Origin of the sequence: Streptomyces sp. MJM8645 (genome assembly GCF_001625365.1) — a bacterium.
GTDB lineage: Bacteria > Actinomycetota > Actinomycetes > Streptomycetales > Streptomycetaceae > Kitasatospora.
Map to the genome: position 1 here is coordinate 7184908 of NZ_LJJF01000001.1, position 23352 is coordinate 7208259.

19 protein-coding genes are annotated in these 23352 nt (G+C 73.2%); 11 read left to right on the forward strand and 8 right to left on the reverse strand.

Annotated elements, in window-relative coordinates; all coding sequences use genetic code 11:
* Positions 1-238: 238 nt before the first annotated feature.
* From A6F73_RS30275 to A6F73_RS30285, 3 genes are all read right to left on the reverse strand, one after another.
* Complete coding sequence (locus tag A6F73_RS30275) at positions 239-1318, reverse strand: glycosyl hydrolase (RefSeq protein WP_063350680.1); 1080 nt, start codon at positions 1316-1318, stop codon at positions 239-241.
* A 12-nt stretch (positions 1319-1330) separates the two neighbouring features.
* Entirely contained in the window at positions 1331-2275 is a 945-nt protein-coding gene (locus A6F73_RS30280) for an NAD-dependent epimerase/dehydratase family protein (protein WP_063350681.1), read from the reverse strand.
* A 96-nt stretch (positions 2276-2371) separates the two neighbouring features.
* Complete coding sequence (locus A6F73_RS30285; RefSeq protein WP_063350682.1) at positions 2372-3496, reverse strand: DegT/DnrJ/EryC1/StrS family aminotransferase; 1125 nt, start codon at positions 3494-3496, stop codon at positions 2372-2374.
* A gap of 415 nt (positions 3497-3911) precedes the next feature.
* On the opposite strand from A6F73_RS30285, the gene A6F73_RS30290 reads away from it, so the two are divergent.
* The 4 genes from A6F73_RS30290 to A6F73_RS30305 all read left to right on the forward strand — a co-directional run bounded on the left by A6F73_RS30290 (position 3912) and on the right by A6F73_RS30305 (position 9216).
* Complete coding sequence (locus A6F73_RS30290) at positions 3912-6101, forward strand: MMPL family transporter (protein ID WP_063350683.1); 2190 nt, start codon at positions 3912-3914, stop codon at positions 6099-6101.
* A gap of 241 nt (positions 6102-6342) precedes the next feature.
* Positions 6343-7686, forward strand: a complete 1344-nt coding sequence (locus A6F73_RS30295; protein ID WP_063350684.1) for a histidine kinase — start codon at positions 6343-6345, stop codon at positions 7684-7686.
* Positions 7683-8357, forward strand: coding sequence for a response regulator transcription factor (locus A6F73_RS30300; RefSeq protein ID WP_063350685.1), 675 nt, complete (start codon positions 7683-7685; stop codon positions 8355-8357). The genes A6F73_RS30295 and A6F73_RS30300 overlap by 4 nt, the downstream gene beginning before the upstream one ends.
* A 208-nt stretch (positions 8358-8565) precedes the next feature.
* A complete protein-coding gene (locus A6F73_RS30305) occupies positions 8566-9216 on the forward strand; it encodes a hypothetical protein (protein ID WP_244293555.1) in 651 nt (216 codons plus the stop codon).
* Positions 9217-9321: 105 nt separating this feature from the next.
* On the opposite strand, the gene A6F73_RS30310 is transcribed toward A6F73_RS30305, so the two are convergent.
* Both A6F73_RS30310 and A6F73_RS30315 read right to left on the reverse strand, forming a co-directional pair.
* On the reverse strand, positions 9322-10047 hold the full coding sequence (locus A6F73_RS30310) for a DUF4097 family beta strand repeat-containing protein (RefSeq protein WP_063350686.1): 726 nt from the start codon (positions 10045-10047) through the stop codon (positions 9322-9324).
* Between the two features lie 402 nt (positions 10048-10449).
* Entirely contained in the window at positions 10450-11280 is an 831-nt protein-coding gene (locus A6F73_RS30315) for an SAM-dependent methyltransferase (RefSeq protein ID WP_063350687.1), read from the reverse strand.
* A 235-nt stretch (positions 11281-11515) separates the two neighbouring features.
* On the opposite strand from A6F73_RS30315, the gene A6F73_RS30320 reads away from it, so the two are divergent.
* The 6 genes from A6F73_RS30320 (at position 11516) to A6F73_RS30345 (ending at position 17097) form a co-directional block, all read left to right on the forward strand.
* Positions 11516-11872, forward strand: a complete 357-nt coding sequence (locus tag A6F73_RS30320; RefSeq protein WP_208869133.1) for a PRC-barrel domain-containing protein — start codon at positions 11516-11518, stop codon at positions 11870-11872.
* A 145-nt stretch (positions 11873-12017) separates the two neighbouring features.
* Positions 12018-12284, forward strand: coding sequence for a metal-sensitive transcriptional regulator (locus A6F73_RS30325; RefSeq protein ID WP_063350689.1), 267 nt, complete (start codon positions 12018-12020; stop codon positions 12282-12284).
* Positions 12285-12632: 348 nt separating this feature from the next.
* On the forward strand, positions 12633-14066 hold the full coding sequence (locus tag A6F73_RS30330; protein ID WP_063350690.1) for an endonuclease/exonuclease/phosphatase family protein: 1434 nt from the start codon (positions 12633-12635) through the stop codon (positions 14064-14066).
* Positions 14067-14080: 14 nt separating this feature from the next.
* Positions 14081-16072, forward strand: coding sequence for a phospholipase C, phosphocholine-specific (locus tag A6F73_RS30335; RefSeq protein ID WP_063350691.1), 1992 nt, complete (start codon positions 14081-14083; stop codon positions 16070-16072).
* Between the two features lie 97 nt (positions 16073-16169).
* Positions 16170-16643, forward strand: coding sequence for a VOC family protein (locus A6F73_RS30340; protein ID WP_063350692.1), 474 nt, complete (start codon positions 16170-16172; stop codon positions 16641-16643).
* A gap of 4 nt (positions 16644-16647) precedes the next feature.
* Complete coding sequence (locus tag A6F73_RS30345; RefSeq protein WP_063350693.1) at positions 16648-17097, forward strand: SRPBCC family protein; 450 nt, start codon at positions 16648-16650, stop codon at positions 17095-17097.
* A gap of 49 nt (positions 17098-17146) precedes the next feature.
* Here A6F73_RS30345 and A6F73_RS30350 read toward each other — a convergent pair whose 3' ends face one another.
* The 3 genes from A6F73_RS30350 to A6F73_RS30360 form a co-directional block, all read right to left on the reverse strand.
* Positions 17147-18382: an aromatic acid exporter family protein gene (locus tag A6F73_RS30350; protein WP_063350694.1), complete on the reverse strand. Its 1236-nt coding sequence runs from the start codon at positions 18380-18382 to the stop codon at positions 17147-17149.
* A gap of 107 nt (positions 18383-18489) precedes the next feature.
* Positions 18490-19230 (reverse strand): polyprenol monophosphomannose synthase, encoded by a 741-nt coding sequence (locus tag A6F73_RS30355; RefSeq protein WP_063350695.1) that lies wholly within the window; start codon positions 19228-19230, stop codon positions 18490-18492.
* A gap of 270 nt (positions 19231-19500) precedes the next feature.
* Positions 19501-21078, reverse strand: coding sequence for a N,N-dimethylformamidase beta subunit family domain-containing protein (locus tag A6F73_RS30360; RefSeq protein ID WP_208869134.1), 1578 nt, complete (start codon positions 21076-21078; stop codon positions 19501-19503).
* A gap of 357 nt (positions 21079-21435) precedes the next feature.
* Between A6F73_RS30360 and A6F73_RS30365 the strand changes: the two genes are divergently transcribed.
* Positions 21436-23337, forward strand: a complete 1902-nt coding sequence (locus A6F73_RS30365; protein ID WP_107452983.1) for an APC family permease — start codon at positions 21436-21438, stop codon at positions 23335-23337.
* Positions 23338-23352: the final 15 nt, after the last annotated feature.

Consider the following 23352-nt stretch of genomic DNA (forward strand, 5'->3'; position numbering starts at 1 on the left):
AGCAGGAGTGTGTCCCCGGGGAGAGCGGCACCCCGGGGTGGGTGCTCCGGCCTGGGCTGGACGGCCGCCGCTGCCGGCGGGCGAGGCCGCTGTCCGGGGCCGTCCGGAGGCTTCGGAGAGTGTAAAGGACTCGTATGGAACAGGTATGCGCCAGGTAGCGAACTCCGGCCCCGGCCCCCGCCCGGGTGCATGGCTCCACCCCGGCCGGGACTCCCGCGTTGCTCGCCCCGGCCCTCGGCTACGCCAGCCCCACCTGGGCCAGGGCCGCGGTGAACCCGGTGCGCCAGGGCTCCGGGGTGGCGCCGGGGGAGGGGGCGGGCCCGGGGCGGGCGAGGGCGGCGAGGGCGTTGCGGACCACCTCGGCGGGGTGGGCGGAGGCGACGTCGGCGTGGCCGAGTTCCAGCTCGTGCTGGAGGTTGTCGCGACCGTGGCCCTGGACGACGTCGAGCAGCAGCAGTCGCCGTCCGAGCGCGCGGGCCTCGCTACAGGTGTCGCCGGAGCTGGTGACGACGAGGTCGGCGGCGGCCATCATGGCGGGGATCCGGTCGGTGTAGCCGAAGGGGTGCAGACGCGGCTCCCGGCGGGCGGCGGCCCGCAGCCGCCGTTCCAGTTCCCGGTTGCGCCCGGCGACGGCGAGCACGTGCGGACCGGCGGCGGCGAGCGAGGCGGCGGTGCGGGCGAGCGGTCCGAGCCCCCAGGCGCCGGACATCAGCAGCACGCACCGCCCGCCCGCCGGGACGCCCAGTTCGGCACGCGCCTCGGCCCGGCCGGGCGGCCGGTAGAACGGTTCCCGCAGCGGAGCGGGCAGGACGGTGACGGCGGCGTCCGGCCGGTAGCGGCGGACGGCGCAGGCGGCGACCTCGGAGGTGACCAGGAACAGGTCGGTGCCCTCCTGCACCCAGAGCCGGTGCGGTGTCACGTCGGTGCAGAACACGAAGTGCCGGAAGTCCCGTTGCGGCAGCCGGTTGACGGCCGAGGTGGCGGTGGCGAACACGGAGACCACCAGCTGCGGCCGCTGCACCGCGACCAGTTGGCGCAGGGCCGGGACGAGCCGGCTGCGGGCGGCCGCGTCGGCGAGCAGCGCGAGCCGGGCGCCGGGCCGCAACGCCGAGAAGTGGAAGGCGTCGTACACGCCGGGCAGGTCGAGCAGCCGCCGGAACACGGCCTCCCCGGCGGCGCCGGAGCGCTCCCCGAGCAGGGCCATCGCGTCGACCGTGTGGGTGGTCCAGCCGCGGGCCCGCAGGGTGTCGGCGCAGGCCTGGGCCATCACGTCGTGGCCCTGGCCGAGGGAGCCGGAGACGAGCAGGGCGTGCGGCATCGGGCGGCCCGCTCAGGAGGCGGCGGAGGCGGCTGCGGCGGCCCGGTACCAGTCGGCGTAACTCCGTACGCCGTCCGCGAAGTTGGTGTGCGGAGACCAGCCGAGCAGGCGCTTGGCCTGGGCGCAGGAGATCCGCCGCCCGGTGTAGTCGGCCTTGCGGCCGTCGATGTGCTCGATCGAGACCGGCCCCAGCAGGTCGTCGACGGTGTCGGCGATGTCGCGCACCGAGACGGCGGTGGAGCCCTCCAGGGCGAAGGTCTGGTCCTCGGCGGCGGGGGACAGGGCCCGGACGTGGGCGTCGGCGAGGTCCTCGACGTAGACGAAGTTGCGGCTCTGCCGCCCGTCGCCGGCGATGGTGATCGGCCGCCCGGTGAGCGCGGCCTGGACGAACCGGGCGACGACCAGTTCGTCGCGCATCCGGGGCCCGTACGGGATGCCGTAGCGCAGGATGGTGAAGTGCTGCCCGTACAGCTCGCGGTAGCTGTGCACCAGCATCTCGGCGGCGAGCTTGGTGGCCACGTAGAGGTGGCCGCTGTGTTCCAGCTCGATCGGCACGTGTTCGTCCAACTCCTGCTCCCCGCCGTCGAGTTGATCGTCGGTGAGGGCGGCGCCGTAGACCCAGACGGTGCTCGCCAGCACGGTGCGGCTCAGCCCGCTGCGCCGGGCGGCCTCCAGGACGGCCTCGGTGCCGTCGATGTTGGTCCGCACGGCCCGCACCGGGTCGGCGGAGACCTGTTCGACGTCGGCCATCGCGGCGAGGTGGTACACCACTTCACTGCCGGCCAGCGCGGAGGTGAGGGCCGCGAGGTCGAGGATGTCGAGCCGGGCGTGTTCGGCGTCGGGGTTGAGGTACTTGTCGGTGGTGTCCACCGCGAGGACGTCGTGGCCGGCCGCGAGCAGGTGGTCCACGACGTGTGACCCGATGAATCCACATCCCCCGGTGACGGCTATCCGCACGATCTCTCTCCTTGTCGGGCTCCGTGTCGAGCGCCTTCTCGAACTCCGTGTCGAGCGCCTCGGCGCGCCCGCCTGGTCGGGTCGACCCCGCCCCGGCTATCCGGCGAGTCTCCGGTGCACCGCCGAGACGGCCTCGATGACCTGCTCGGTCTCGTCCCCGGTCATGTCGGAGTGCACCGGCAGGCACACCTGCCGCGCGCAGACGTCCTCGGCGACCGGCAGCGGCCCGCGCCGGTAGGGGGCGAGGACGGGTTGCAGGTGCAGCGGCAGGTCGTACACCTCGCCGGACAGCCGCACGCCGTAGTCCTCGGCGACCGCCCGCTTGAACGCGGCGCGCTCCACCCCGGGCGGCAGCAGCGCCACGTACTTGTAGTAGTTGCCGCGGCAGCCGGGCGGTTCGAGCACCGGCTCCAGGCCGTCGAGCCCGGCCAGCGCCTCGTCGTAGCGGCGGGCGACGGCCCGGCGGGTCTCGATGAACTCCTTGAGCCGGCGCAGGTGCACGGCGCCGACGGCCGCGCTGAGCTCGCTCATCCGCCAGGCGTGGCCGAGCCGGACGTGGTGGTTGGTGGTGAAGGAGCCCTTGCCCTGGTCGCGGTAGGTGCGGGCCTCGTCGCGCAGCTCGGGCGACTCGGTGAGGACCAGGCCGCCCTCGCCGCTGGTGGTGACCTTGGTCGGGTAGAACGAGAAGGCCCCGGCCAGGCCGAACGTCCCGGCGCTGCGCCTGTCGAGGCTGCTGCCGTGGGCGTGTGCGGCGTCCTCGACCAGCGGGACGCCGTGCCGGTCGCAGAGCGCGCGCAGCTCCTCGACCCGCGGGGTGATCAGTCCGCCGATGTGGACGAGTACGACGGCTGCGGTATCCGGGGTGAGGGCCGCCTCCAGCGTCTCGGGGGAGAGCGCCAGGGTGGCCGGGTCGACGTCGGCGATCATCGGGCGCCCGCCGGCGTGCAGGACGGCGCCGGCGGTCGCGTAGAAGGTGACGGCCGGCACGACGACGTCGCGGCCCCGGACGTCGACCGTGCGCAGGATCACCTCCAGCGCCGCGGTGCCGCTGCTCACCGCGACGGCGTGCGAGGCGCCGTGCTCGGCGGCGAAGGCCTGCTCGAAGCGCTCGGTCCACGGGCCCAGGGTGAGGGCGCCGGTGGTGAGCATCTCCATCACCGCCTCGGCGACGGCCGCGCGGTCGGATTCGTCGAACACGATGCGGGCGGCTGGAACGCCCATGGGCACCTCCGGCGGCGGGCTGGGGTCAGCACCGATCGGGTCAGATGGGTCCGAACCATAGGAAAAGGGTCGGGCCTGGCACATCACGCTACTTCGGCCGCCGGGCCGCGGCCCGTCGTCGCCGCCCGCCCGGGTGACGGCGCCCGGCCCCGTCGCCGCGCTGCCGCTGCCCCCGTCAGCGCTCCGTCGCCGCCGCCGGGAGTGCGCCCGACTGCTCCCGCCACAGCTGATGCGCTTCCGCCGTCCGGGGAGAGTCCGTACTGCGTCCGCAGTACGCAAACGGCCTGCGCAGGGACGACGACGGAGGAGGGGCCGGCGATCAAGGATGGGTCATGCTGCGGGCGGTCCGCGCCGAAAGGCGTCGGGGCGGCCGCGGTGCGCACGCTGACCGAGATCCGAAGGAGTCCACTCTTCCGTGGCCACGTTCCTGTACCGCCTGGGCCGCTGGGCCTTCGTCCGACGCCGGCTGGTGACCCTGCTCTGGGTCGCCGTGCTGGCGGTCTGCGGAGTCCTGGCGGCCAAGGCGCCCGCCGCACCCGACGACGGCTTCGCGATGCCCGGTACGGAGGCGCAGAAGGCCTTCGACCTGATGAACGAGCGCTTCCCCGGCGGCCACGCCGACGGCGCCTCGGCCCGCCTGGTGTTCGTCGCCCCGTCCGGGCAGAAGATCACCGCCGAGCCCAACCAGCAGGCGGTGGAGCGGACGGTCGCCGAGCTCGCCCACGCCGACGAGGTCACCGGCGCGGTCAGCCCGTTCAAGGCCAACACCGTCTCCAAGGACGGCACCACCGCGTACGCGACCGTCAGCTACTCCGCCAAGGCGGGCGAGCTGTCCAAGGGCGCCACCGACGCCCTCGAACAGGCCGCCCAGCACGGGCGGGACGCCGGGCTCAAGGTCGAGGTCGGCGGCAACGCGCTGATGGCCAAGCCCGAGGCCGGCGGCAGCAGCGAGATGATCGGCATGGCGCTGTCCGCGGTCGTCCTGGTGATCACCTTCGGCTCACTCGTGGCCGCGGGCCTGCCGCTGCTCACCGCCGTGATCGGGGTCGGCCTCGGCATGGCCCTGATCACCGGGCTGGGCAGCACGCTCGGCCTGTCCTCCACTACCAGCACGCTCGCGATGATGCTGGGCCTCGCGGTCGGCATCGACTACGCCGTGTTCATCGTCTCCCGCTTCCGGGCCGAGCTCGCCGAGGGCCACACCCCGCAGGAGGCGGCCGGCCGGGCCGTCGGCACCGCCGGCTCCGCCGTGGTGTTCGCCGGACTCACCGTGGTGATCGCCCTGGCCGGGCTCTCGGTGGTCGGCATCCCGATGCTCGCCAAGATGGGCATGGCCGCGGCCGGCACGGTGGTCATCGCCGTCCTGGTCGCGCTCACCCTGGTCCCCGCGCTGCTCGGCTTCATCGGCCGCCGGGTGCTACCCCGCAAGGCCCGCAAGGGCACCGTCCAGCCGAAGAAGGAGAACGGCGGCTCCCGCTGGGCCAAGTTCGTGCTGCGGCGCCCGCTCGCGGTGCTGCTCGGCGGCGTGATCGGCCTCGGGGTGCTCGCCGCCCCGGCGCTCGACCTGCGGCTCGGCCTGCCCGGGGACGAGTCCAAGCCGACCTCCACCACCCAGCGCCGCGCCTACGACCTGCTGTCCGAGGGCTTCGGCCCCGGCTTCAACGGGCCGCTGACCGTCATGGTGGACGTCAAGGGCACGCCCGATCCGAAGGCCGCCGCGAGCGAGGTCGCCAAGACGGTCTCCGGGCTGCCCGGCGTGGTCTCCGTCACCCCGCCGATGTTCAACAAGGCGGGGGACACCGCCCTGCTGAACGCCGTCCCGTCCACCGGTCCGAGCGCTGCGGAGACCAAGGACCTGGTCCAGGCGATCCGCGGCCACGCCGCCGGCCTCAAGACGACCACCGGGGCGACGGTCCTGGTCAGCGGCACGACGGCGATGAACATCGACGTCTCGCAGAAGCTCACCGACGCGCTGGTGCCCTACCTCGCGGTGGTCGTCGGCCTCGCCGTCGTCCTGCTGCTGGTGGTGTTCCGCTCGGTGCTCGTCCCGCTGAAGGCGGCGCTCGGCTTCCTGCTCTCGGTGGCCGCCGCGCTCGGCGCGGTCGTCGCGGTCTTCCAGTGGGGCTGGCTGGCCAACCTGATCGGCGTCGAACAGACCGGCCCGGTGATGAGCATGATGCCGATCTTCATGGTCGGCGTGGTCTTCGGCCTCGCCATGGACTACGAGGTGTTCCTGGTCACCCGGATCCGCGAGGGCTTCGTCCACGGCGAGCAGCCCGACGAGGCCATCGTCACCGGCTTCCGGCACAACGCCCGGGTGGTCACCGCCGCCGCGTTCATCATGATCGCCGTCTTCGCGGGCTTCATCGGCATGGGCGAACCGATGATCAAGATGATGGGCCTGGGCCTCGCCGCGGCCGTCGCCTTCGACGCCTTCGTGGTCCGGATGGCCATCGTCCCGGCCGTCCTGGCCCTGCTCGGCCGCCGCGCCTGGTGGCTGCCGCGCTGGCTGGACCGGCTGATACCGGACATCGACGTCGAGGGCAGCAAGCTGCAGACCGCCGCCCCCGAACCGGCCCCGGTCCGGGAGTCCGTCGGCGTCTAGGGCGTGTCTTCAAGCCCCCGTCGACCCCCCTGCGGACCAGCCGGGGCCCGTCCCGATCCACGGGGCGGGCCCCGGCCCGGACAATGGTTCGATCCCTACCGTTACCGTTGCTGTCGGGGTCCGCCACGCACACGGCGGCCCCCGACCCGGCCCACCCCGCCCGGCAGGGCGCGGTTCGGCACGAACTGGCAGAACCCGGCGAGGGTGCCGCCAGGGCACCCCCGACCCGGAGAGCACCACGATGAGCGACACCTGGCAGCGGCTGCGCCGCGACCACCCCCGGCTGCTCGACGCCGTCGGCGGCGCCGTGCTGATCGCGATGACCGGCCTCGGCGTCACCGTCGACCAGACCGGCCACGTCATCTCCTTCAGGCCGCTCAGCGCCACCATCGCGCTGGCCTCCGCCGTCACCGTGTTCGCCCACCGACGGCACCCGCGGACCGTGGTCGTCATCACGCTGATCTGCACGATGGCCCTCATCCTCACCACCCCCCGCCTCACCCCCGGGCTGGCCACCCCGCTGCTGCTCGCCCTCTACTTCCTCGCCGTCCGCACCGACCGCGCCACCGCCCTGCGCGCCTCGATCGCCTCCGCCGTCCTGCTCACCGGCACCTCGCTGATCGGCGACGGCGGCGGCCCGATCGGCCAACGGCTCGGCGTCCTCGCCTGGGCCCTGCTGCCCGGCGCCCTCGGCGACTCCATCCGCAACCGCCGCGCCCACCTCGCCGCCATCGAGGAACGCGCCGAACGCGCCGAACGCACCCGCGAGGAGGAGGCCCGCCGCCGGGTCGCCGACGAGCGGATCCGGATCGCCCGCGACCTGCACGACGTCGTCGCCCACCACATCGCCCTCGCCAACGCCCAGGCCGGCATCGCCGTCTACCTCATGGACCGCCACCCCACCCAGGCCCGCGAGGTGCTCAGCCACATCACCGACGCCACCGGCTCCGCGCTCCAGGAACTGCGCGCCACCGTCGGCCTGCTGCGCCGCGCCGAGGAGCCCGCCCCGCTCGAACCGGCCCCCGGCCTCGACCGGCTCCCCGAGCTGATCAACGCCTTCGAACGCACCGGCCTGCCGGTGCGGCTCACCGTCGAGGGCGAGGCCCGCGCGCTCTCGCCCGGCGTGGACCTCACCGCCTACCGGATCGTCCAGGAGTCCCTGACCAACGTCGCCAAGCACGCCCAGGGCGCCGGCGCCGAGATCACCCTCGCCTACAGCGGCAGCCGGGTCGCCGTCAGCGTCGCCAACGGCCGCCCGCCGACCAGCGCACGCCCCCGGCAGGCCCTGCTGCCCCACCCGGCCCCCGGCGAGGGCGGCTTCGGACTGATCGGCATGCGCGAACGGGCCGGCGCGGTCGGCGGCCGCCTCACCGCCGACAGCCGGCCCGACGGCGGCTTCCTGGTCACCGCCGAACTTCCGCTGCGCACCGGCGCCCGGGACGACAGCGCCGGTCGCGGTGGCTGTGCCGGTCGCGGTGACAGCGCCGTACGGGCGGACCGTGCCGGCCGGGAAGACCGTGCCGTTCGAGTAGACCGTGCCGGCCGGGAAGACCGCGCCGTTCGAGTAGACAAGGACCACGCATGACCATCCGGGTACTGCTCGCGGACGACCAGGCGCTGCTGCGCGGTGCGTTCCGGGTGCTGATCGACGCCGAGGACGACATGGAGGTGGTCGGCGAGGCCGCCGACGGCCACCAGGCCGTCGAACTCGCCCGCGCCACCCGCCCCGACATCGTCCTGATGGACATCCGCATGCCCGGCGCCGACGGCCTCGGTGCGACGGCCGCCATCTGCGGCGACGAGGACCTGGCCGGCACCCGGGTGCTGATCCTCACCACCTTCGAGATCGACGAGTACGTGGCCCAGGCACTGCGGGCCGGCGCCGGCGGCTTCCTTGGCAAGGGGGCGGACCCGGCGGAACTGCTCGCGGCCGTCCGCACCGTCGCCGCCGGGGACGCCCTGCTCTCGCCCGCCGCCACCCGGGCCGTCATCGACCAGCTCCTCGCCCAGCCCGATCCGGCGGCCGGCGGCACCTCCGAGCGGCTGTCCGTGCTCACCGCGCGCGAGCGCGAGGTGATGTCGATGGCCGCCACCGGGCTCACCAACGAGGAGATCGCCGAGCGGATGTTCGTCAGCCCGTTCACCGTCCGCACCCACGTCCACCGCGCGATGGCCAAGCTGGACGCCCGGGACCGGGCCCAACTCGTCGCGATCGCCTACCAGTCCGGCCTGGTCCCGCCGGGCCGTCCGGCCTGACCGGCGAAGGCCCGCCCGTCGGCTCATCCGTCGGCCCGTCCGTCGGCCCGTCCGTCCAACTCGCCTGGTTTGCGCCGGTAGCAGGGCTGAGCGACCGTCAAACTCCGGCCATATGTCGGTGATCTGAATTCCAGCCTGCCCGAAAACGACCTCCGAACTGGTGTATCAGCGAGTAGTCTGCCGATGACTCAGGATGAGGAGGGTGTTCGTGGAAACGAAGGACACGGCAGGCGAGGTGCGGATTCTCCAGCCGTTGCCCGGGCGCACGGCGGACGGATCGCAGGAGTTCGACCTGCGGTTGACGCGTTTGCTCCGCCTGCTCGGGGCTGAGGCCGCGCACGGGGCGGACTTCCCGAGCGCGGCCCGGTGGGAGGTCCACAAGGCGCTTTCCGGGCGTACCGACCTGCCCGAGGAGTACTTCGAGGCACTGCTGGAAGCGGCGATCTACGACCCCAACCCGAGCTTCAACCGGCGCTTCGTCGAGCCGGCCCTGCTCGCTTTCGGCCAGCGCCGGGTCCGGCTGACCCTGCTCGGCTACCTGCACACCGGCACCGACACCGAGCGCGCCGGCGCCGCCCGGGCCTGGTACTGGACGTCCCTGTCGGTCGGGGACGGCCGCGGCACGGCCGCCGCCGACGAGGGCTCGACCGTGCGGGACGCCTGGTACGAGGCCGCGCTGCGGGAGTTCGTCGCCAACGAGGACCTGGACGTGCGGCGCTGCATCCTCCCCGGGCTGCCCCTCGTGCCGCGTGCCTACCCGTCGCGGCTGCACGCCCTGGTGGAGGCCGCGGTGGCCATCGCGAGGGCGCACCCCGACGAGTACATCCGGCACCGCGCCGAGGTCCAGGTCGGTCTCTGACCGCCCCCGGCCCCGCCAGGCCCACCGGCGGGGCCGGGCGACCGCGCTGGGGGGCCGAACTCGGCCGTCACGGCGCCCCGTTGGCGGCCCCGTCGACCGGGTCGGTCAGCCCGTCTTGACGGTGATCTCGCCGATGTTCGTCCCGAGGTCCAGCTTGTACTGGCCGTTCGGGTCGTTCTGGACGCCGATGTGCTTCTCGCCCAGGTCGGTCGAGGCGGTGACGTGGTACGAGGCGGTCGGCACGGTCACGTTGATCTCGCCGTTGGAGGTCTTCGCCGTGATGTTCTGGGCCTTGCCGGGGGTGAGCTTGATCCCGCCGTTGTCGGTCTTGGCGCTGACCCGGTCACCCTTGAGCGAAGTGCCCTTGATCTCGCCGTTGTCGGTGCGCACGTCGACCGGCCCGGCCACGTCGTCGAGCGTGATGTCGCCGGAGCTGGTGTGCACCGAGACGTCGCCGACCTGGGTGAGCTTGATCCCGCCCGCCGACGTCCCCCCGGTGATCGGCAGCCCCGGCGGCAGCTCGACGGTGTAGTCCACCGAGCAGTTGCGCCCGCAGCCGCCGAGCACCAGCACGCCGCCGTCCACCCGGGTGCTCGCGCCCGGCTTGCCGCTCCGGTACGTGATGTTGCGGTGGACGGCGGCCTGGGTGGCGCCGGCCTTGCCGCGCACGGTCACCTCCCCGGCGTCGCTGTCCAGCCGGATGCCGGTGATCTTGTCCGTGACGGTGGCGTCGTCGGTGAAGTTGGTCCCGATCGGGTTGCAGGCGCTGAGCACCCCGGCGGAGACCCCGGCGACCACGAGAGCCCCCGCGAAACGGTGGTACCTGCCCATGTTCGTCCCCCATGTGTCCTGCGCTGCTTGTTGCGCGATAGCCCCTGATGACCGCCCCCGTCCGGAGCCGTCCCGACGACAGTAACCGCACGTGGTGGCCCCGGTCGGTGGTATTAACCCCCCTAAAGCGACTCCAGTCAGCCCCCCGGCGCCGCTCCCCCCACCCCCACCCGTGCCCACCTGGGCCCATCCGTGCCCCTGCCGTCGCCCCCGAGGAAAAATCTGTAGACCGGCCTACATATTTTCCGGGGGCGGTCGCGGAGCCGTTTTCCGCACAGGAAGTCGGACCCGCCGACTTCCTGTGCGCAGGGCGGAATCGTCGGATCAGCGGTTGTTCGGGGAGGGTCCGGGCTCGGGGCGGGGAATCAGTAGACCGGTCGGTATATTTGCCCCGGGGCGCCGTCAGGGCTTGCGACCCACCGCGCCGTAGATGCTGACGCGGTCGGCGCCGGGGGCGGGGGCGGTGTCGGGGCGCCAGAGGGGGACGGTGGTGATGCCGGGGTCGAGGAGGTCGAGGCCGTCGAAGAAGGTGCGGACCTCGTCGCGGGTGCGGCCGACGAGGGGGGCGGTGGCCTTGTCGTAGATGCCGGTGACACGGTCGCGGACCTCGGCGGGGATGAAGTCGGCAGTGCCGTGCGAGAGGACGAGGTGGCTGCCGGAGGGGAGCGCGTCCATCAGCGTGTCGACCGCCTGGTACGGCTTGTCCTCGTCGCGCAGGAAGTGCAGGACGGCGGCCAGGACGAGGCCGACCGGTCGGGAGAGGTCGAGGAGCCCTGCGGCCTCGACAGCGGCGAGTACGGCGGACGGCTCGCGCAGGTCGGCCTGGAGGACGGCGGTCCGCCCCGGGCCCGTGCCGGACATCAGGGCGCGGGCGTGGCTGAGCACGATCGGGTCGTTGTCGACGTAGGCGACCTGCGCCCCGGGATTGGCGGCCTGGGCGATCTCATGGGTGTTGCCGGCGGTGGGGATGCCGGTGCCGATGTCGAGGAACTGGTCGATGCCGAGGTCGGCGACGCAGCGCACCGCGCGGGTGAGGAAGCCCCGGTTGGCCCGCGCGGTGGAGCGGAACTCCGGATTGGCGGTGAGCGCCTTCTCGGCGGCGGCCCGGTCGGCGGGGAAGTTGTCCTTCCCGCCGAGGTAGTAGTCGTACATCCGGGCCGGGTGCGGGATGTCGGGCCGTAGGTCGGCCGGGGTTCCGGCCTCGCCGGACTCCCACAGGTCGTCGTGTCCCACGGCCGTTGCCTCCGCCTGTTGACGATCGGATGATCTGCTTGCAACTCCCTCGGCGGACAGCCTAAAGCCCAGGTCACGGCCCTGGTGGCGGTTGGTCGGGTCACCCCTGTATGTCCGTTTTCGTCGCCCATCGCGCGCCCCCGGTCGTCCCGGCGCAGGATGGGAGGTCCCGGCGGCGAACCGTCGCCGGACGACGGAAGCGGAAAGGCCGGGGAACGGGAGGTCCGACGCCGTGGTGATCGCTATGGCAGACATCCGCGAATGGCGCGGCCACGTCGTGGTCGACGAGAAGAGCCACCGCATCGGCTCGCTGGAGTCCGTCTACGTGGAGACGGCCACCGACCAGCCGTTCTTCGCCACCGTCACGGTCGGCCTGGTGACCAAGCGCCGCCTGGTGTTCGTCCCGCTCGACGGGGCGGTGGTCGGGCCGGACTACGTCCGGGTGGCGTTCCCGAAGAACCAGGTCAAGCAGGCGCCGTCGATCGGCACCGACGACGTCCTGCCCGCCGAGGAGGAACCGGCCGTGTTCGCGCACTACGGGCTCCCGTACGAGACCGGCGCCGGTGGCGAGCGCCGCCTCGCCCGCCGCTGAGCACAGCCGCTGACCAAAGCCGCTGAACACCGCCGCTGAACCGCCGAAGGCCCCAGCGCCCCTCGCCCGCATCGCCCCGCCCGGGAATGGATACCCCGCCGGGTACAGTTGTCAGTCGACAGTCGATGCGAAAGGCGGCCCGGACATGCAGGTGGACGAGGAGTCGGTCGGCGCGGTCCTGAACCGGCTGCGCCGTGCCCAGGGCCAGTTGGCCGGGGTGATCGCGATGATCGAGGCGGGCCGTGACTGCAAGGACGTGGTCACCCAGCTCGCGGCGGTCTCGCGCGCCCTGGACCGGGCCGGGTTCAAGATCGTGGCCAGCGGCATGCGCCAGTGCATGGCCGTCTCCGACGAGGACACCCCGCCGATGAGCGAGGCCGAGCTGGAGAAGCTGTTCCTCGCCCTGGCATAAGTCAGGAAGCCGAGGAGCGCAGAAGCCAAGAGGCACAGAGGCGCAGCAGCGCAGCGGTGCAGGAGGGCCGCGACGGATCCCGTCGCGGCCCCCCGGCGTTTCCGGCCCTCCCAGCGCTTCCGGTGTTTCCGCCGAGGATTCCCGCCGCCCGCCACGGAGTTCCCGAACCGCCCGATGGGCCGTCACGCGCCGTTCACGTCCCGGTCGCTGACTTTCGGATGAATGAGGGCCGCCCGCAGTTGTACAGCCAACTGCCGGGCCCTCCCTCCCCAGCCTCCGTGACCAGCCGCGCGCGGACCCGGCGCCGACCCCCGGCGGACCGGGCCCCGGGCGGCGGACAGGACAACCGTGGCCGCAGGCAGCGCCCTGACCCTCACCTCCTCCGCCAACCCCACCGAAGGCGACCGGCTCACCTTCCACTGGACGACCGACGCCCCCGACGCCAAGAACTGGGTCGGCGTGTACGACGGCGGCCGCCAGCCCGGCAACGGCAGCTCCCTCGTCTGGAAGTACGTCCCGGGCACCTCCGGCGACCTCCAGCTCGACACCTCCGCGCTGACCGGCGGCCCGTACACCGCCTACCTGCTCGCCAAGGACGGCTACGGCGTCCTCGCCCAGACGGCCCCGTTCAGCTTCCGCGCCAAGCCGGCCGTCGTCCGCCCGCACAGCGCCGTGGACGCCCTCACCACCGCGCCCGTCGCCCCTGGCGCGGCGGTCTCCGTCAAGCTCGGCGGCCTCTGGTCCCGCCCGGCCGGCAACCCGGCGGGGAGCGCCGCCTTCCGCAAGGTCAGCGGGCCGTCCTGGCTGAACGTCACCGCCGACGGCACGCTCACCGGCACCGCGCCCGCGGCGGGCAAGAGCCCCGAGGTGGCCGTCGTCGGCGTCAAGGACAGCGCGGGTGCCGTCGACACCGTCACCGTCCTCATCCCCGTGGTCGACCCCGCCGCGCCGCCGCGCCTCAAGGCCGCCAGCTGGAACCTGCACGACGCCGGCGCCGGGTACACCGACGCCCTGGAGAAGCAGCTGCGCGTCGTCCTCACCCAGGGCCTGGACGTGCTCGCCCTCCAGGAGACCGCTGGTGAGCGGGCGAAGACCCTGGCCGACGCGCTCGGCTGGTACGCCTACCAGAGCCCCGGCAGCGTCGGCATCCTGAGCCGCTACCCGCTCGCCGACGTCACCCCGCCGACCGCCGACCTGCCCGCCGCCGGGGCCACCGTGCAGCTCCCCGGTGGCCGGGCCGTCCGGTTCTGGGCCGCGCACCTCGACGAGGCCGGCTACGGCCCGTACGCGCTCCAGGACGGTCGGACGGCCGCCCAGACGGAGGCGGCCGAGACCGCCTCGCTCCGCGTGAAGCAGGCCAAGGCCCTGGCCGCCGCGGTGCGCGCGGACATCGCCCGGCACACTCCGGTGCTGCTCGCCGGCGCCCTCTCCTCGCCGTCCCACCTGGACTGGACGGCCGCCACCGCCGCCGCGCACGGCGGCGTCGGGGTGCTCAACTGGCCCGTCGGCGTGGCCCTTCAGGGCGCGGGGCTGACCGACACCTTCCGCGAGGAGCACCGCGACCCGGTCAAGTTCCCGGGCGCGACCTGGTCGCCCACCCGCAAGCAGCGCGGCGCCAAGCCCGAGCCGCAGGACCGCATCGACTACGTCCAGTACGCCGGCCCGCTGAAGCTGGTCGAGGCACACACCCTGGTCGCCGACTGGCCGCAGCCCGAGCCGAACACCGCCGCCAACGAGTGGCCCTCCGACACCGCCGCCGCCGTCGCCACTTTCCAGCTCTGAGAGGCCAGTTCGTGATGTCCGAGCTCTCCCGCCGCACCTTCGTCGGCGCCACCGCGGCCGTCGGCGCCACCGCCCTGACCGGATTGGGCGCCGCCCCCGCCGAGGCCGCCCCCGCCGCCGCCCCTGCCGCCTCCGAGCGGCTGACGGGCACCATCAAGGACGTCAAGCACGTCGTCGTGCTGATGCAGGAGAACCGCAGCTTCGACCACTACTTCGGCACGCTCAGCGGCGTCCGCGGCTTCGGCGACAAGCAGGCGCTCCAATTCCCGGACGGCGCCGACGTGTTCCGCCAGCCGGACAGCCGCCGCAGCGACGGCGGAGCCATGCTGCCGTACCGGATGGACACCTCGAAGTACAACGCGCAGAACGCCGGCGGCCTGCCCCACGACTGGGCGACCGGCCACCAGGCGATCAACAACGGCGCGATGAACAAGTGGATCGCCGCCAAGGGCGAGCGCACCATGGGCTACTTCACCCGGGACGACATCCCCTACCAGTACGCCCTGGCCGACGCGTTCACCCTCTGCGACGCCTACTTCACCTCCCTCGCCGGCCCGACCGACCCCAACCGGCTCTACCTCTGGACGGGCACCTCCGGCCCCGGCCGCGACGGCACCACCGGGCCCTGGATCGACAACACCCCGGTCACCGACAACCCCGTCGCCGACTGGACCACCTACGCCGAGCGCCTGGAGCAGGCCGGCGTCAGCTGGCGGGTCTACCACAACCCCAGCAAGGACGACCGCACCGGCGACTACGACGACAACGCCCTCTCCTACTTCAAGCAGTTCCACAACTTCCCGCCCACCGACCCGCGTTACATCAACGCGATGACCAAGTTCGACCCGGCCGCCTTCGACCGCCACTGCAAGGACGGCACCCTGCCGACCATCTCCTGGCTGGTCGCCCCCTACCTCTTCTCCGAGCACCCGGAGGCCGGCCCGGCGTACGGGGCGCACTGGGTCAACCAGGCCCTCCAGTCGCTGATGTCCAACCCGGCGGTGTGGGAGCACACCGTCTTCCTGGTCATGTACGACGAGAACGACGGCTACTTCGACCACATGGTCCCGCCCACCCCCGAGCCCGGCACTCCCGAGGAGTTCACCCAGGGCCGCGCCATCGGCCTCGGCAACCGCGTCCCGCTGTGGGTCGTCTCGCCCTGGTCGCGCGGCGGTTGGGTCAACTCCCAGGTCTTCGACCACACTTCCGTGCTGCGCTTCATGGAGCTGGTCACGGGCGTCGCCGAGCCGAACATCTCGGCCTGGCGCCGGTCCGTCTGCGGCGACCTCACCAGCTGCTTCGACTTCGCCGCGCCGAACCCGTCCGTCCCGGCGCTGCCCGACACCACCGCCCTGATGGCCAGGGCCGACGCGGGCACCAAGCTGCCCGGCGTCGCCCTCCCGGCGGTCGGAGCCCAGTCGATGCCCGTCCAGGAGCGCGGCGAGCGCCCGCACCGCCCGCTGCCCTACCAGCCGTGGGCCGACGTGGAGGTGGACCGCAAGACCGGCAAGGTCACCTGCACGATGAGCAACGACGGTTCGGTGGCCTTCCCGTACACCGTCTACCCGAACATCGCGCTGCCCTTCGCGGGCACCCCGTACACCGTCGCCCCCGGCGCCACCGCCCGGTACGTCTGGGACGCCGCCACCACCAACGGCCGCTACGACTTCACCGTCCACGGCCCGGACGGCTTCGTCCGCCGCTTCGCCGGCACCGTGGTTCGGGACGGGCAGGACGGCCAGAACGACATCGGCGTGCCGATCGTCACCGCCGACCTGCACGGCAGCGTGCGGCTCACCTTGCAGGTGGCCAACGACGGCATGACCGACGTCTCCTTCACCGCCGCCCCCAACGACTTCGCCGGCACCGCGCAGACCGTCCGGGTCAAGCCCGGGCAGCAGGTGAACCTGTCCTGGCCGCTGGACAAGCAGGGCCGCTACGACGTCGTCGTCACCGCCCACACCGGCCTGCGCTTCGTGCAGCGCTACGCGGGCTGGGTGCACTGACCCGGTAGCGGGCGGGCCGCGGGCCGGGGGCGCCGAACCGGTGACCCCCGGCCGTGGCTCGGCCGTCCGGGCGGGGCCCGGGGCTACCGTCGGGCGCATGCAGAAGATCACCACCTTCCTCTGGTTCGACGGCCAGGCCGAAGCGGCCGCCACCTTCTACACCTCCCTCTTCCCCAACTCCCGCATCACGCAGGTCACCCGCTACCCCGAGACCGGCCCCGGCGGAGCCGGCTCGGTCATGACCGTCGCCTTCGAACTCGCCGGGCGGGAGTACGCGGCCCTCAACGGCGGCCCCGAGTTCCACTTCACCGAGGCCATGTCGCTGCAGGTGGAATGCGAGGATCAGCAGGAGGTCGACGAGCTCTGGGCCGAGCTCACCGCCGACGGCGGCCAGGCGGGCCCGTGCGGCTGGCTCAAGGACCGCTTCGGCCTCTCCTGGCAGATCACCCCGCGCGTCCTGCTCGACCTGATCGCCGACGAGGACCGGGCCAAGGCAGGCCGGGTGATGGCGACGATGATGCGGATGCAGAAGATCGAGGTCCAGCCGCTGCTCGACGCGGCCAGGGGGTGACGCGATGGCCGCGCCCGCCTTCCGCAGCACCCTCTACCTGCGCGCCACCCCCGAGCGGGTCTGGCACGCCCTCACCAACGCCGACGAGTCCGGCCTCTACTGGGGCCACCGCAACGTCTCCACCTGGCTGCCCGGCGCGGCCTGGGAGCACCAGCGGGCCGACGGCTCCGGGACGGCCGACGTGATCGGCGTCGTCGAGGCCGTCGACCGCCCGCACCGGCTGGTCACCACCTGGGCGGGGCCCGGGGAACGACGCCCGGGCGGTCCCTCCCGGGTCACCTTCGAGCTCCGGGGCTGGCACGACCTCACCCGGCTCACCGTCACCCACGACCAGCTGGCCGACGAGGCCGAGCGGGCGGACGTCGAGCAGGGCTGGTCGGCGGTGCTGTCCAACCTGAAGACCTACCTGGAGACCGGCCACCCGCTCCCGCAGGAACCCTGGTCGATGCCCTGAGCCCCCTGAGCCCCCTGAGCCCCCCGACCCCCCGGAGTCCGACGCAGGGTCAGCGCCCGGCCCGCACCGCCGGGCGCGCCCGCTCGCCCCGGACGAACCGGCGCAGCCCGGCGAACCGCGAGAACCGCTCCCGGCTCGCCACCGAGGCCCGGTCCAGCTCCTCCATCAGCCGTCGGCTGCGGTGCTCCAGGTCCAGTTCGTCCAGGATCCGGTCCACCTCGGCCAGTATCGAACCGTGCAACTGCCACGCCTCCGGGTGCTCCCGCACCTTCTGCAGCAGCACCTGGGCGACGTTCTCCCGGCAGGTCCAGGCCGCGGCCAGCTCGGCGGTCAGCCGCCGCTCCGCCTCCTCGGCGCTGCGGCTCACCTGGGTGGTGACCAGCACCGCGAAGCTGACCATGGCCCCGCCGACGTGCGCCAGCAGTTCCTCCAGGCCCACCGCGACGTCCGGCGGGAACAGCCGCTCGCCGGGCGCGCGCCGCTTGGCCAGGTCGGTCAGCGAACGGGCCAGCACCCGGATGACCACCACGCAGATCTCCAGGGTGTCCAGCCCGGTGCGCAGCACCAGCCGGGACAGCAGCCCGTCGTTGATCCGCGGATTGAGCCGCAGGCTGTCCTCCGCCTGGCGCAGTGCCACGTCCACGTCGGCGATGGCGTGGTCGAGCCGGCGGGCCTCGTGCAGCTGCTCGGCGGCCCGGGCGACCGGGGTCGGACGGCCCAGCTGCTCGGCGATGTCCAGCAGCAGCTGCCGGGCCCGCCGGGCGAGGTCCTCGATCGACTCCCCGGCGGTGTCCACCCAGACCGGCGGGGCGAACAGCAGGTTGAACAGCAGGCCGACGGCGGCGCCGATCAGCGTCTCCAGCACCCGGTCCCAGGCCTGCGAGGCGAGCCCGCTGACGCCGAGGATCAGCATGGCGCTGATCGCGACCTCCTGGACGAACTCCTCGACCCGGACGAACCGGCCGACGACCAGCGAGGCCAGGATGATCAGCCCGAGGCTCCACCAGGAGAGCCCCACCACGGCGCTGAAACCGGTCGCGATCAGCACGCCGACCACCACCGAGTTGACCCGGCGGATGCTGGTCTTGAGCGTCGAGTAGACGGTGACCTGCACCACCAGCAGCGCGGTGAGCGGGGCCGTCAGCGGGGCCGGCTCGTTGCTGAGCCGGGTGGCCACCGCGAAGGCGAGGGTGGCGGCCACGGTGGCCCGTACGGTCTGGACGACGAAGGGTTCTCGGGCACCGCGGCGGATCAGGGCCGTGAGGGACTCCGGGAGAAGGGCCATGTCGCCCTTCTTTCCCTGTGGCAGCCCTTCACACCGCCGAGCCGCCCGACCGGCACCCGTATGCCCGGGCCTTGACCCGGGCCAGGGTCACGGCGGCGGGCCACGGCCTACCGCGGGTCCTGACGGTTCAGCCGCAGCTTCCAGGGCGCCAGCGCCGACTCGACCTGCACCCCGATGCTCATCTTCGACGCGCCCTCGATCCGCTCCTCGAAGCGGATCGGCACCTCGCGGATCGTCAGGCCGCGCTGGACGACCCGGTAGTTCATCTCGACCTGGAACGAGTACCCGCTGCTCTGCACGGTCGGCAGGTCGATCGCCCGCAGGGTGCTCGCCCGCCAGGCCTTGAAACCGGCGGTGGCGTCCCGGACGCCCAGGCCGAGGATGGTGTTGACGTAGAGGTTGGCCCAGGCGGACAGGGCCTTGCGGTGCCAGGGCCACTCCGCGGCGGTCGAACCGCCGGGCACGTAGCGGGAGCCGAGCACCACGGCGGTGTCGTCGGCCAGCAGGGCCTGGACCATCGCGGGTATCGCCGAGGCCGGGTGCGAGAGGTCGGCGTCCATCTGGACCACGACGTCGGCGTCCTCGTCCAGGGCCCGGGCCATGCCGGCCAGGTAGGCGCGGCCGAGGCCGTCCTTCTCGGTGCGGTGCAGCACGCCCACGGTGCCGCCGGACTCCGCGGCGAGCTTGTCGGCGATCTCGCCGGTGCCGTCCGGCGAGTTGTCGTCGACCACCAGCAGGTGCAGGCCCGGTACCGGGAGGTCCGCGAGAAGACCCGCGAGGACCGGAAGGTTCTCCCGTTCGTTGTACGTGGGGACGACGACAACGACCTTCGGGGAGGCCTCGACCATGTTCTGTTTCCCTCGTGCCCTTTCCGGCCGGCACCCGTGCCACGCCGGACGGTTGTCCTTGACGACCTGCGGTGGATGAGACCGTGCGAGTGTATCGGTGCGGCGGACGGTTCCTCGCCCCGGGTGACGGGCTGGGCACGGCCGGCCACGGCCCGGAAATCCGTTCGACTGCGATGCGTGCCCGGGGCGCCGCGTCACCGCCCCGATCCGTCGTTCCGGGAAATTTCTTCGACGGCCCCTCGCAGACGGTCCCTCGCAGCTCCCGGCGGGCTACGCCCCGCCGTAGACGGTCGCGAGGTTGTCCCGGGCCGGGTGGGTCAGGCCGGCCGGGCCGGCGGCGAAGGTGCGCAGGACGTTCTCGGTGACCCGGCGGACCAGGTCCCCGGCCCGGGCGTCGATCCCGTGGTCGGCGCTGCCGCCCCCGGGCCCGTGCGCGTCCAGGGCCTCCACCCAGCGCATCGTCCCGGAGGCGAACACCCCGGCGCCGCCCGGCACGGTGTAGTACGCGGTGTCGGAGTGCGAGCGGCGGCCCTCGCAGACCACGGGGGAGTGCGCGATCACCTCGATCGGACGCGGGGTGGGGAAGGCGGTGTCCACCCGGTCGTACTCGACGCCGACCAGGTGCGGGAAGGACGCCCCGGTGGCGACGCCGGTGCCCTCGAACGCCCAGTGCTCCGGCGAGCCGACCACGTACGGGGCGTCCACCGGGTAGCCGTCGTAGATCACGCCGAGCATCGAGCTCTCCGGGTCGGCGCCCGGGCCGGCCCGGAAGTCGGTGGTCGCCGGGGCGCCGGTCTGGTGGCCCGGGTCCTGCGCCCACGCGTCCTTGTAGCAGACCACCGTCCGGTCCGGGCCCAGCTCCGAGGGCTCGAAGCGGACCCGGCGGAAACAGCAATTGGCGCCCAGGACCGCCAGGTTGGTGCCGGCGTCCCGGGCCGCGACCACCTGGGCGCGCTGCTCGGGGGACCAGTACTCGTCGTGGCCGAGCGAGAGGACGGCGCTCGCGCCGTGCAGCAGCCCGGGCTCGCGGGCCACGTCGATCCCGGTGGTGTAGGCGAGCGGTAGCCCGAGCCGCTCGGCGAGCGCGACCAGTGGCGCCTCGTACACCAGGAACAGCCCGGCGCCGTGGTCGTAGTCGTAGGGCCGGTCGAAGACCACCCGCAGCGAGCGGGTGGCCAGACCGCCGGTGGGGCCGTTGTAGAGGCTGTACCCGCCCCACCCGTTGTACGCCTGCCAGGTGGCGGGGGCGCTCATCACCACCGTCCGCCCGGCGGTGGCGGCGGAGCGGACGGTGAGCGGGACGTAGCGCTGGCCGGAGCCGTCCTCGGCGTCCAGGCGCAGCAGGTAGGCGCCCTCGGGCCAGCCGGTGGTGTCCACGGCGAGGGTGCGCTGCCAGCCGGTCAGCACGGTCCTGGTCGCGGGGTCCACCCGCGGGGCGGGCTGCCGGCCGCCCGGGACGTGCTCGCGGCGCCAGACCAGGCGGGCGCGGGCGCCGTCGTACCAGCCGGTGCGGTAGGCGGAGACGGTGAAGGCGGCGGCCGGGGTGGAGACGTGCAGGCCGAACTGCTCACCGGGCAGCACGCTGACCCGGTCGGCGAAGCCCTCGATGGCGTCGGCGGGGCCGGGGTTGGTGATCTCCCAGTCGGGCGCGCCGGGCAGGGACTGCTCCGGCGGGACGCCCACGTGCTGGGCGTCAGCGGTCGGGGCGGGGTCGTCGGGCGAGGGGCGCGGGGCAGGGCCGTCGGACGAGGAGTGCGGGGCGGGGTCCGGGCGGCGGGTGCCGCAGGAGGCGGTGGCCGCCGCCAGCAGGCCCAGGCCCAGAATCCCCCGCCGACTCGGTTCCGCCACCGCTGCCTCCCTGGTGTCCGTCCTCGGCAAACCTGCACACATCGGTCGATCGCGCGGACATCCTCGCCCGTTCCGGGCAGCAGGTGCGGCCCGCCGCGCCGGGACGACCAGCCCGGCGGGGCGCCGCCCGCCACCGCTGAGGGCCGTCCGGGGCACCGCTGGCGTGTCCGGACGCGCTGCTCCCCGGCGGCACCGATCCGGTCCCCTAGCCTGACCAGGCCCGCCGTCCGGCGGCCTTTGGGGGGCCGGAGCCGAGCGCGGCCGGCCGACTCGTGGACAGGGGTGCACGTGGTGTCGTCGGATTCGGCCGATCCGGGGGTGACGCCCGCGACCCGCGGCGCGAGGTTCCGGGAGTGGATGCTGGAAGGCCTGTCGGACATGGCCAAGCAGCACCCCGGCCCGCACGCCGAGGCGCCGCACGTCAAGGGCCAGCGCTGGTGGCGGGTGATGTGCCTGACCGGCCTGGACTACTTCTCCACGCTCGGCTACCAGCCCGGCATCGCCGCCCTCGCCGCCGGCCTGCTCTCGCCGCTGGCGACCATCGTGCTGGTGATCGTCACCCTGCTCGGCGCCCTGCCCGTCTACCGGCGGGTCGCCCAGGAGAGCCCGCACGGCCAGGGCTCGATCGCGATGCTGGAGCGGCTGCTGTCGTTCTGGCAGGGCAAGCTCTTCGTGCTCACGCTGCTCGGCTTCGCGGCCACCGACTTCATGATCACCATCACCCTGTCGGCCGCCGACGCGACCGCGCACCTGGTGGAGAACCCGCATCTGCACAGCGTGCTGACCGGCAAGCAGGTGACGATCACCCTCATCATGGTGGCCCTGCTCGGCGGGGTCTTCCTCAAGGGCTTCAGCGAGGCGATCGGCATCGCCGTCGTCCTGGTCGCGGTCTACCTCGCGCTGAACGTCGTGGTGGTGACCAACGGACTCTGGCACGTGCTGAAGGCCCCGCACGTCGTCGGCGACTGGACGGACGCGCTCACCGCCGAGCACGGCAACGTGATCGCGATGATCGGCGTCGCACTGATCGTCTTTCCGAAGCTCGCGCTCGGCCTGTCCGGCTTCGAGACCGGCGTCGCCGTGATGCCGCACATCGAGGGCGACCCGGACGACACCGAGGAGAAGCCCACCGGCCGGATCCGCGGCGCCCGCAAGCTGCTCACCACCGCGGCCGTGATCATGAGCTGCTTCCTGATCACCACCAGCCTCATCACCACCCTGCTGATCCCGGCGGACGCCTTCAAGGCCGGCGGCCAGGCCAACGGGCGGGCGCTCGCCTACCTCGCCCACCAGAACCTCGGCAACACCTTCGGCAGCGTCTACGACCTGTCCACGATCGCCATCCTCTGGTTCGCCGGCGCCTCCGCGATGGCCGGACTGCTCAACCTGATGCCGCGCTACCTGCCCCGCTACGGCATGGCCCCGCACTGGGCCCGCGCGGTGCGCCCCACCGTGATCGTCCTCACCCTGATCGCCTTCCTGGTCACCTGGCTGTTCGACGCCAACGTGGACGCCCAGGGCGGCGCGTACGCGACCGGCGTGCTGGTGCTGATCAGTTCGGCCGCCATCGCCGTCACCATCGCCGCCCACAAGTCCGGGCAGCGCCGCAGGACGGTCGGCTTCGCCGTGATCGCCGGGGTCTTCCTCTACACCACGGCCGTGAACATCGCCGAGCGGCCGGACGGCGTCAAGATCGGCGGCTGCTTCATCGCCGGCATCATGCTGGTCTCCTTCCTCTCCCGGCTCAAGCGGGCCTTCGAACTGCGCGTCACCGACGTGGTGCTCGACGCCGTCGCGGAACGCTTCGTCCGGGACTACATGCACCGCCCGCTGCGGCTGATCGCCAACGAGCCGAACAGCCGGGACCTCGCCGAGTACCGCGACAAGATCCGCCAGATCCGCGCCGACAACGACATCCCGGTCGAGGACGACCTGGTGTTCGTGGAGGTCACGGTGCTCGACCCGTCCGACTTCGAGGCCGAGCTGACCGTGCGCGGCGAGGTGCTGCACGACCGCTACCGGGTGCTGACGCTGCAGAGCTCCAGCGTGCCGAACGCGCTGGCCGCCCTGCTGCTGCGGGTGCGGGACCTCACCGGGCAGCAGCCGCACATCTACTTCGAGTGGACCGAGGGCAACCCCTTCGCCCAGTTCCTCAGGTTCTTCCTGTTCGGGCAGGGCGAGATCGCCCCCGTCACCCGCGAAGTCCTGCGCGAGGCCGAACCGGACCGCAGCCGCCGCCCGGCCGTCCACGTCGGCTGACGGCACCTCCCCGCC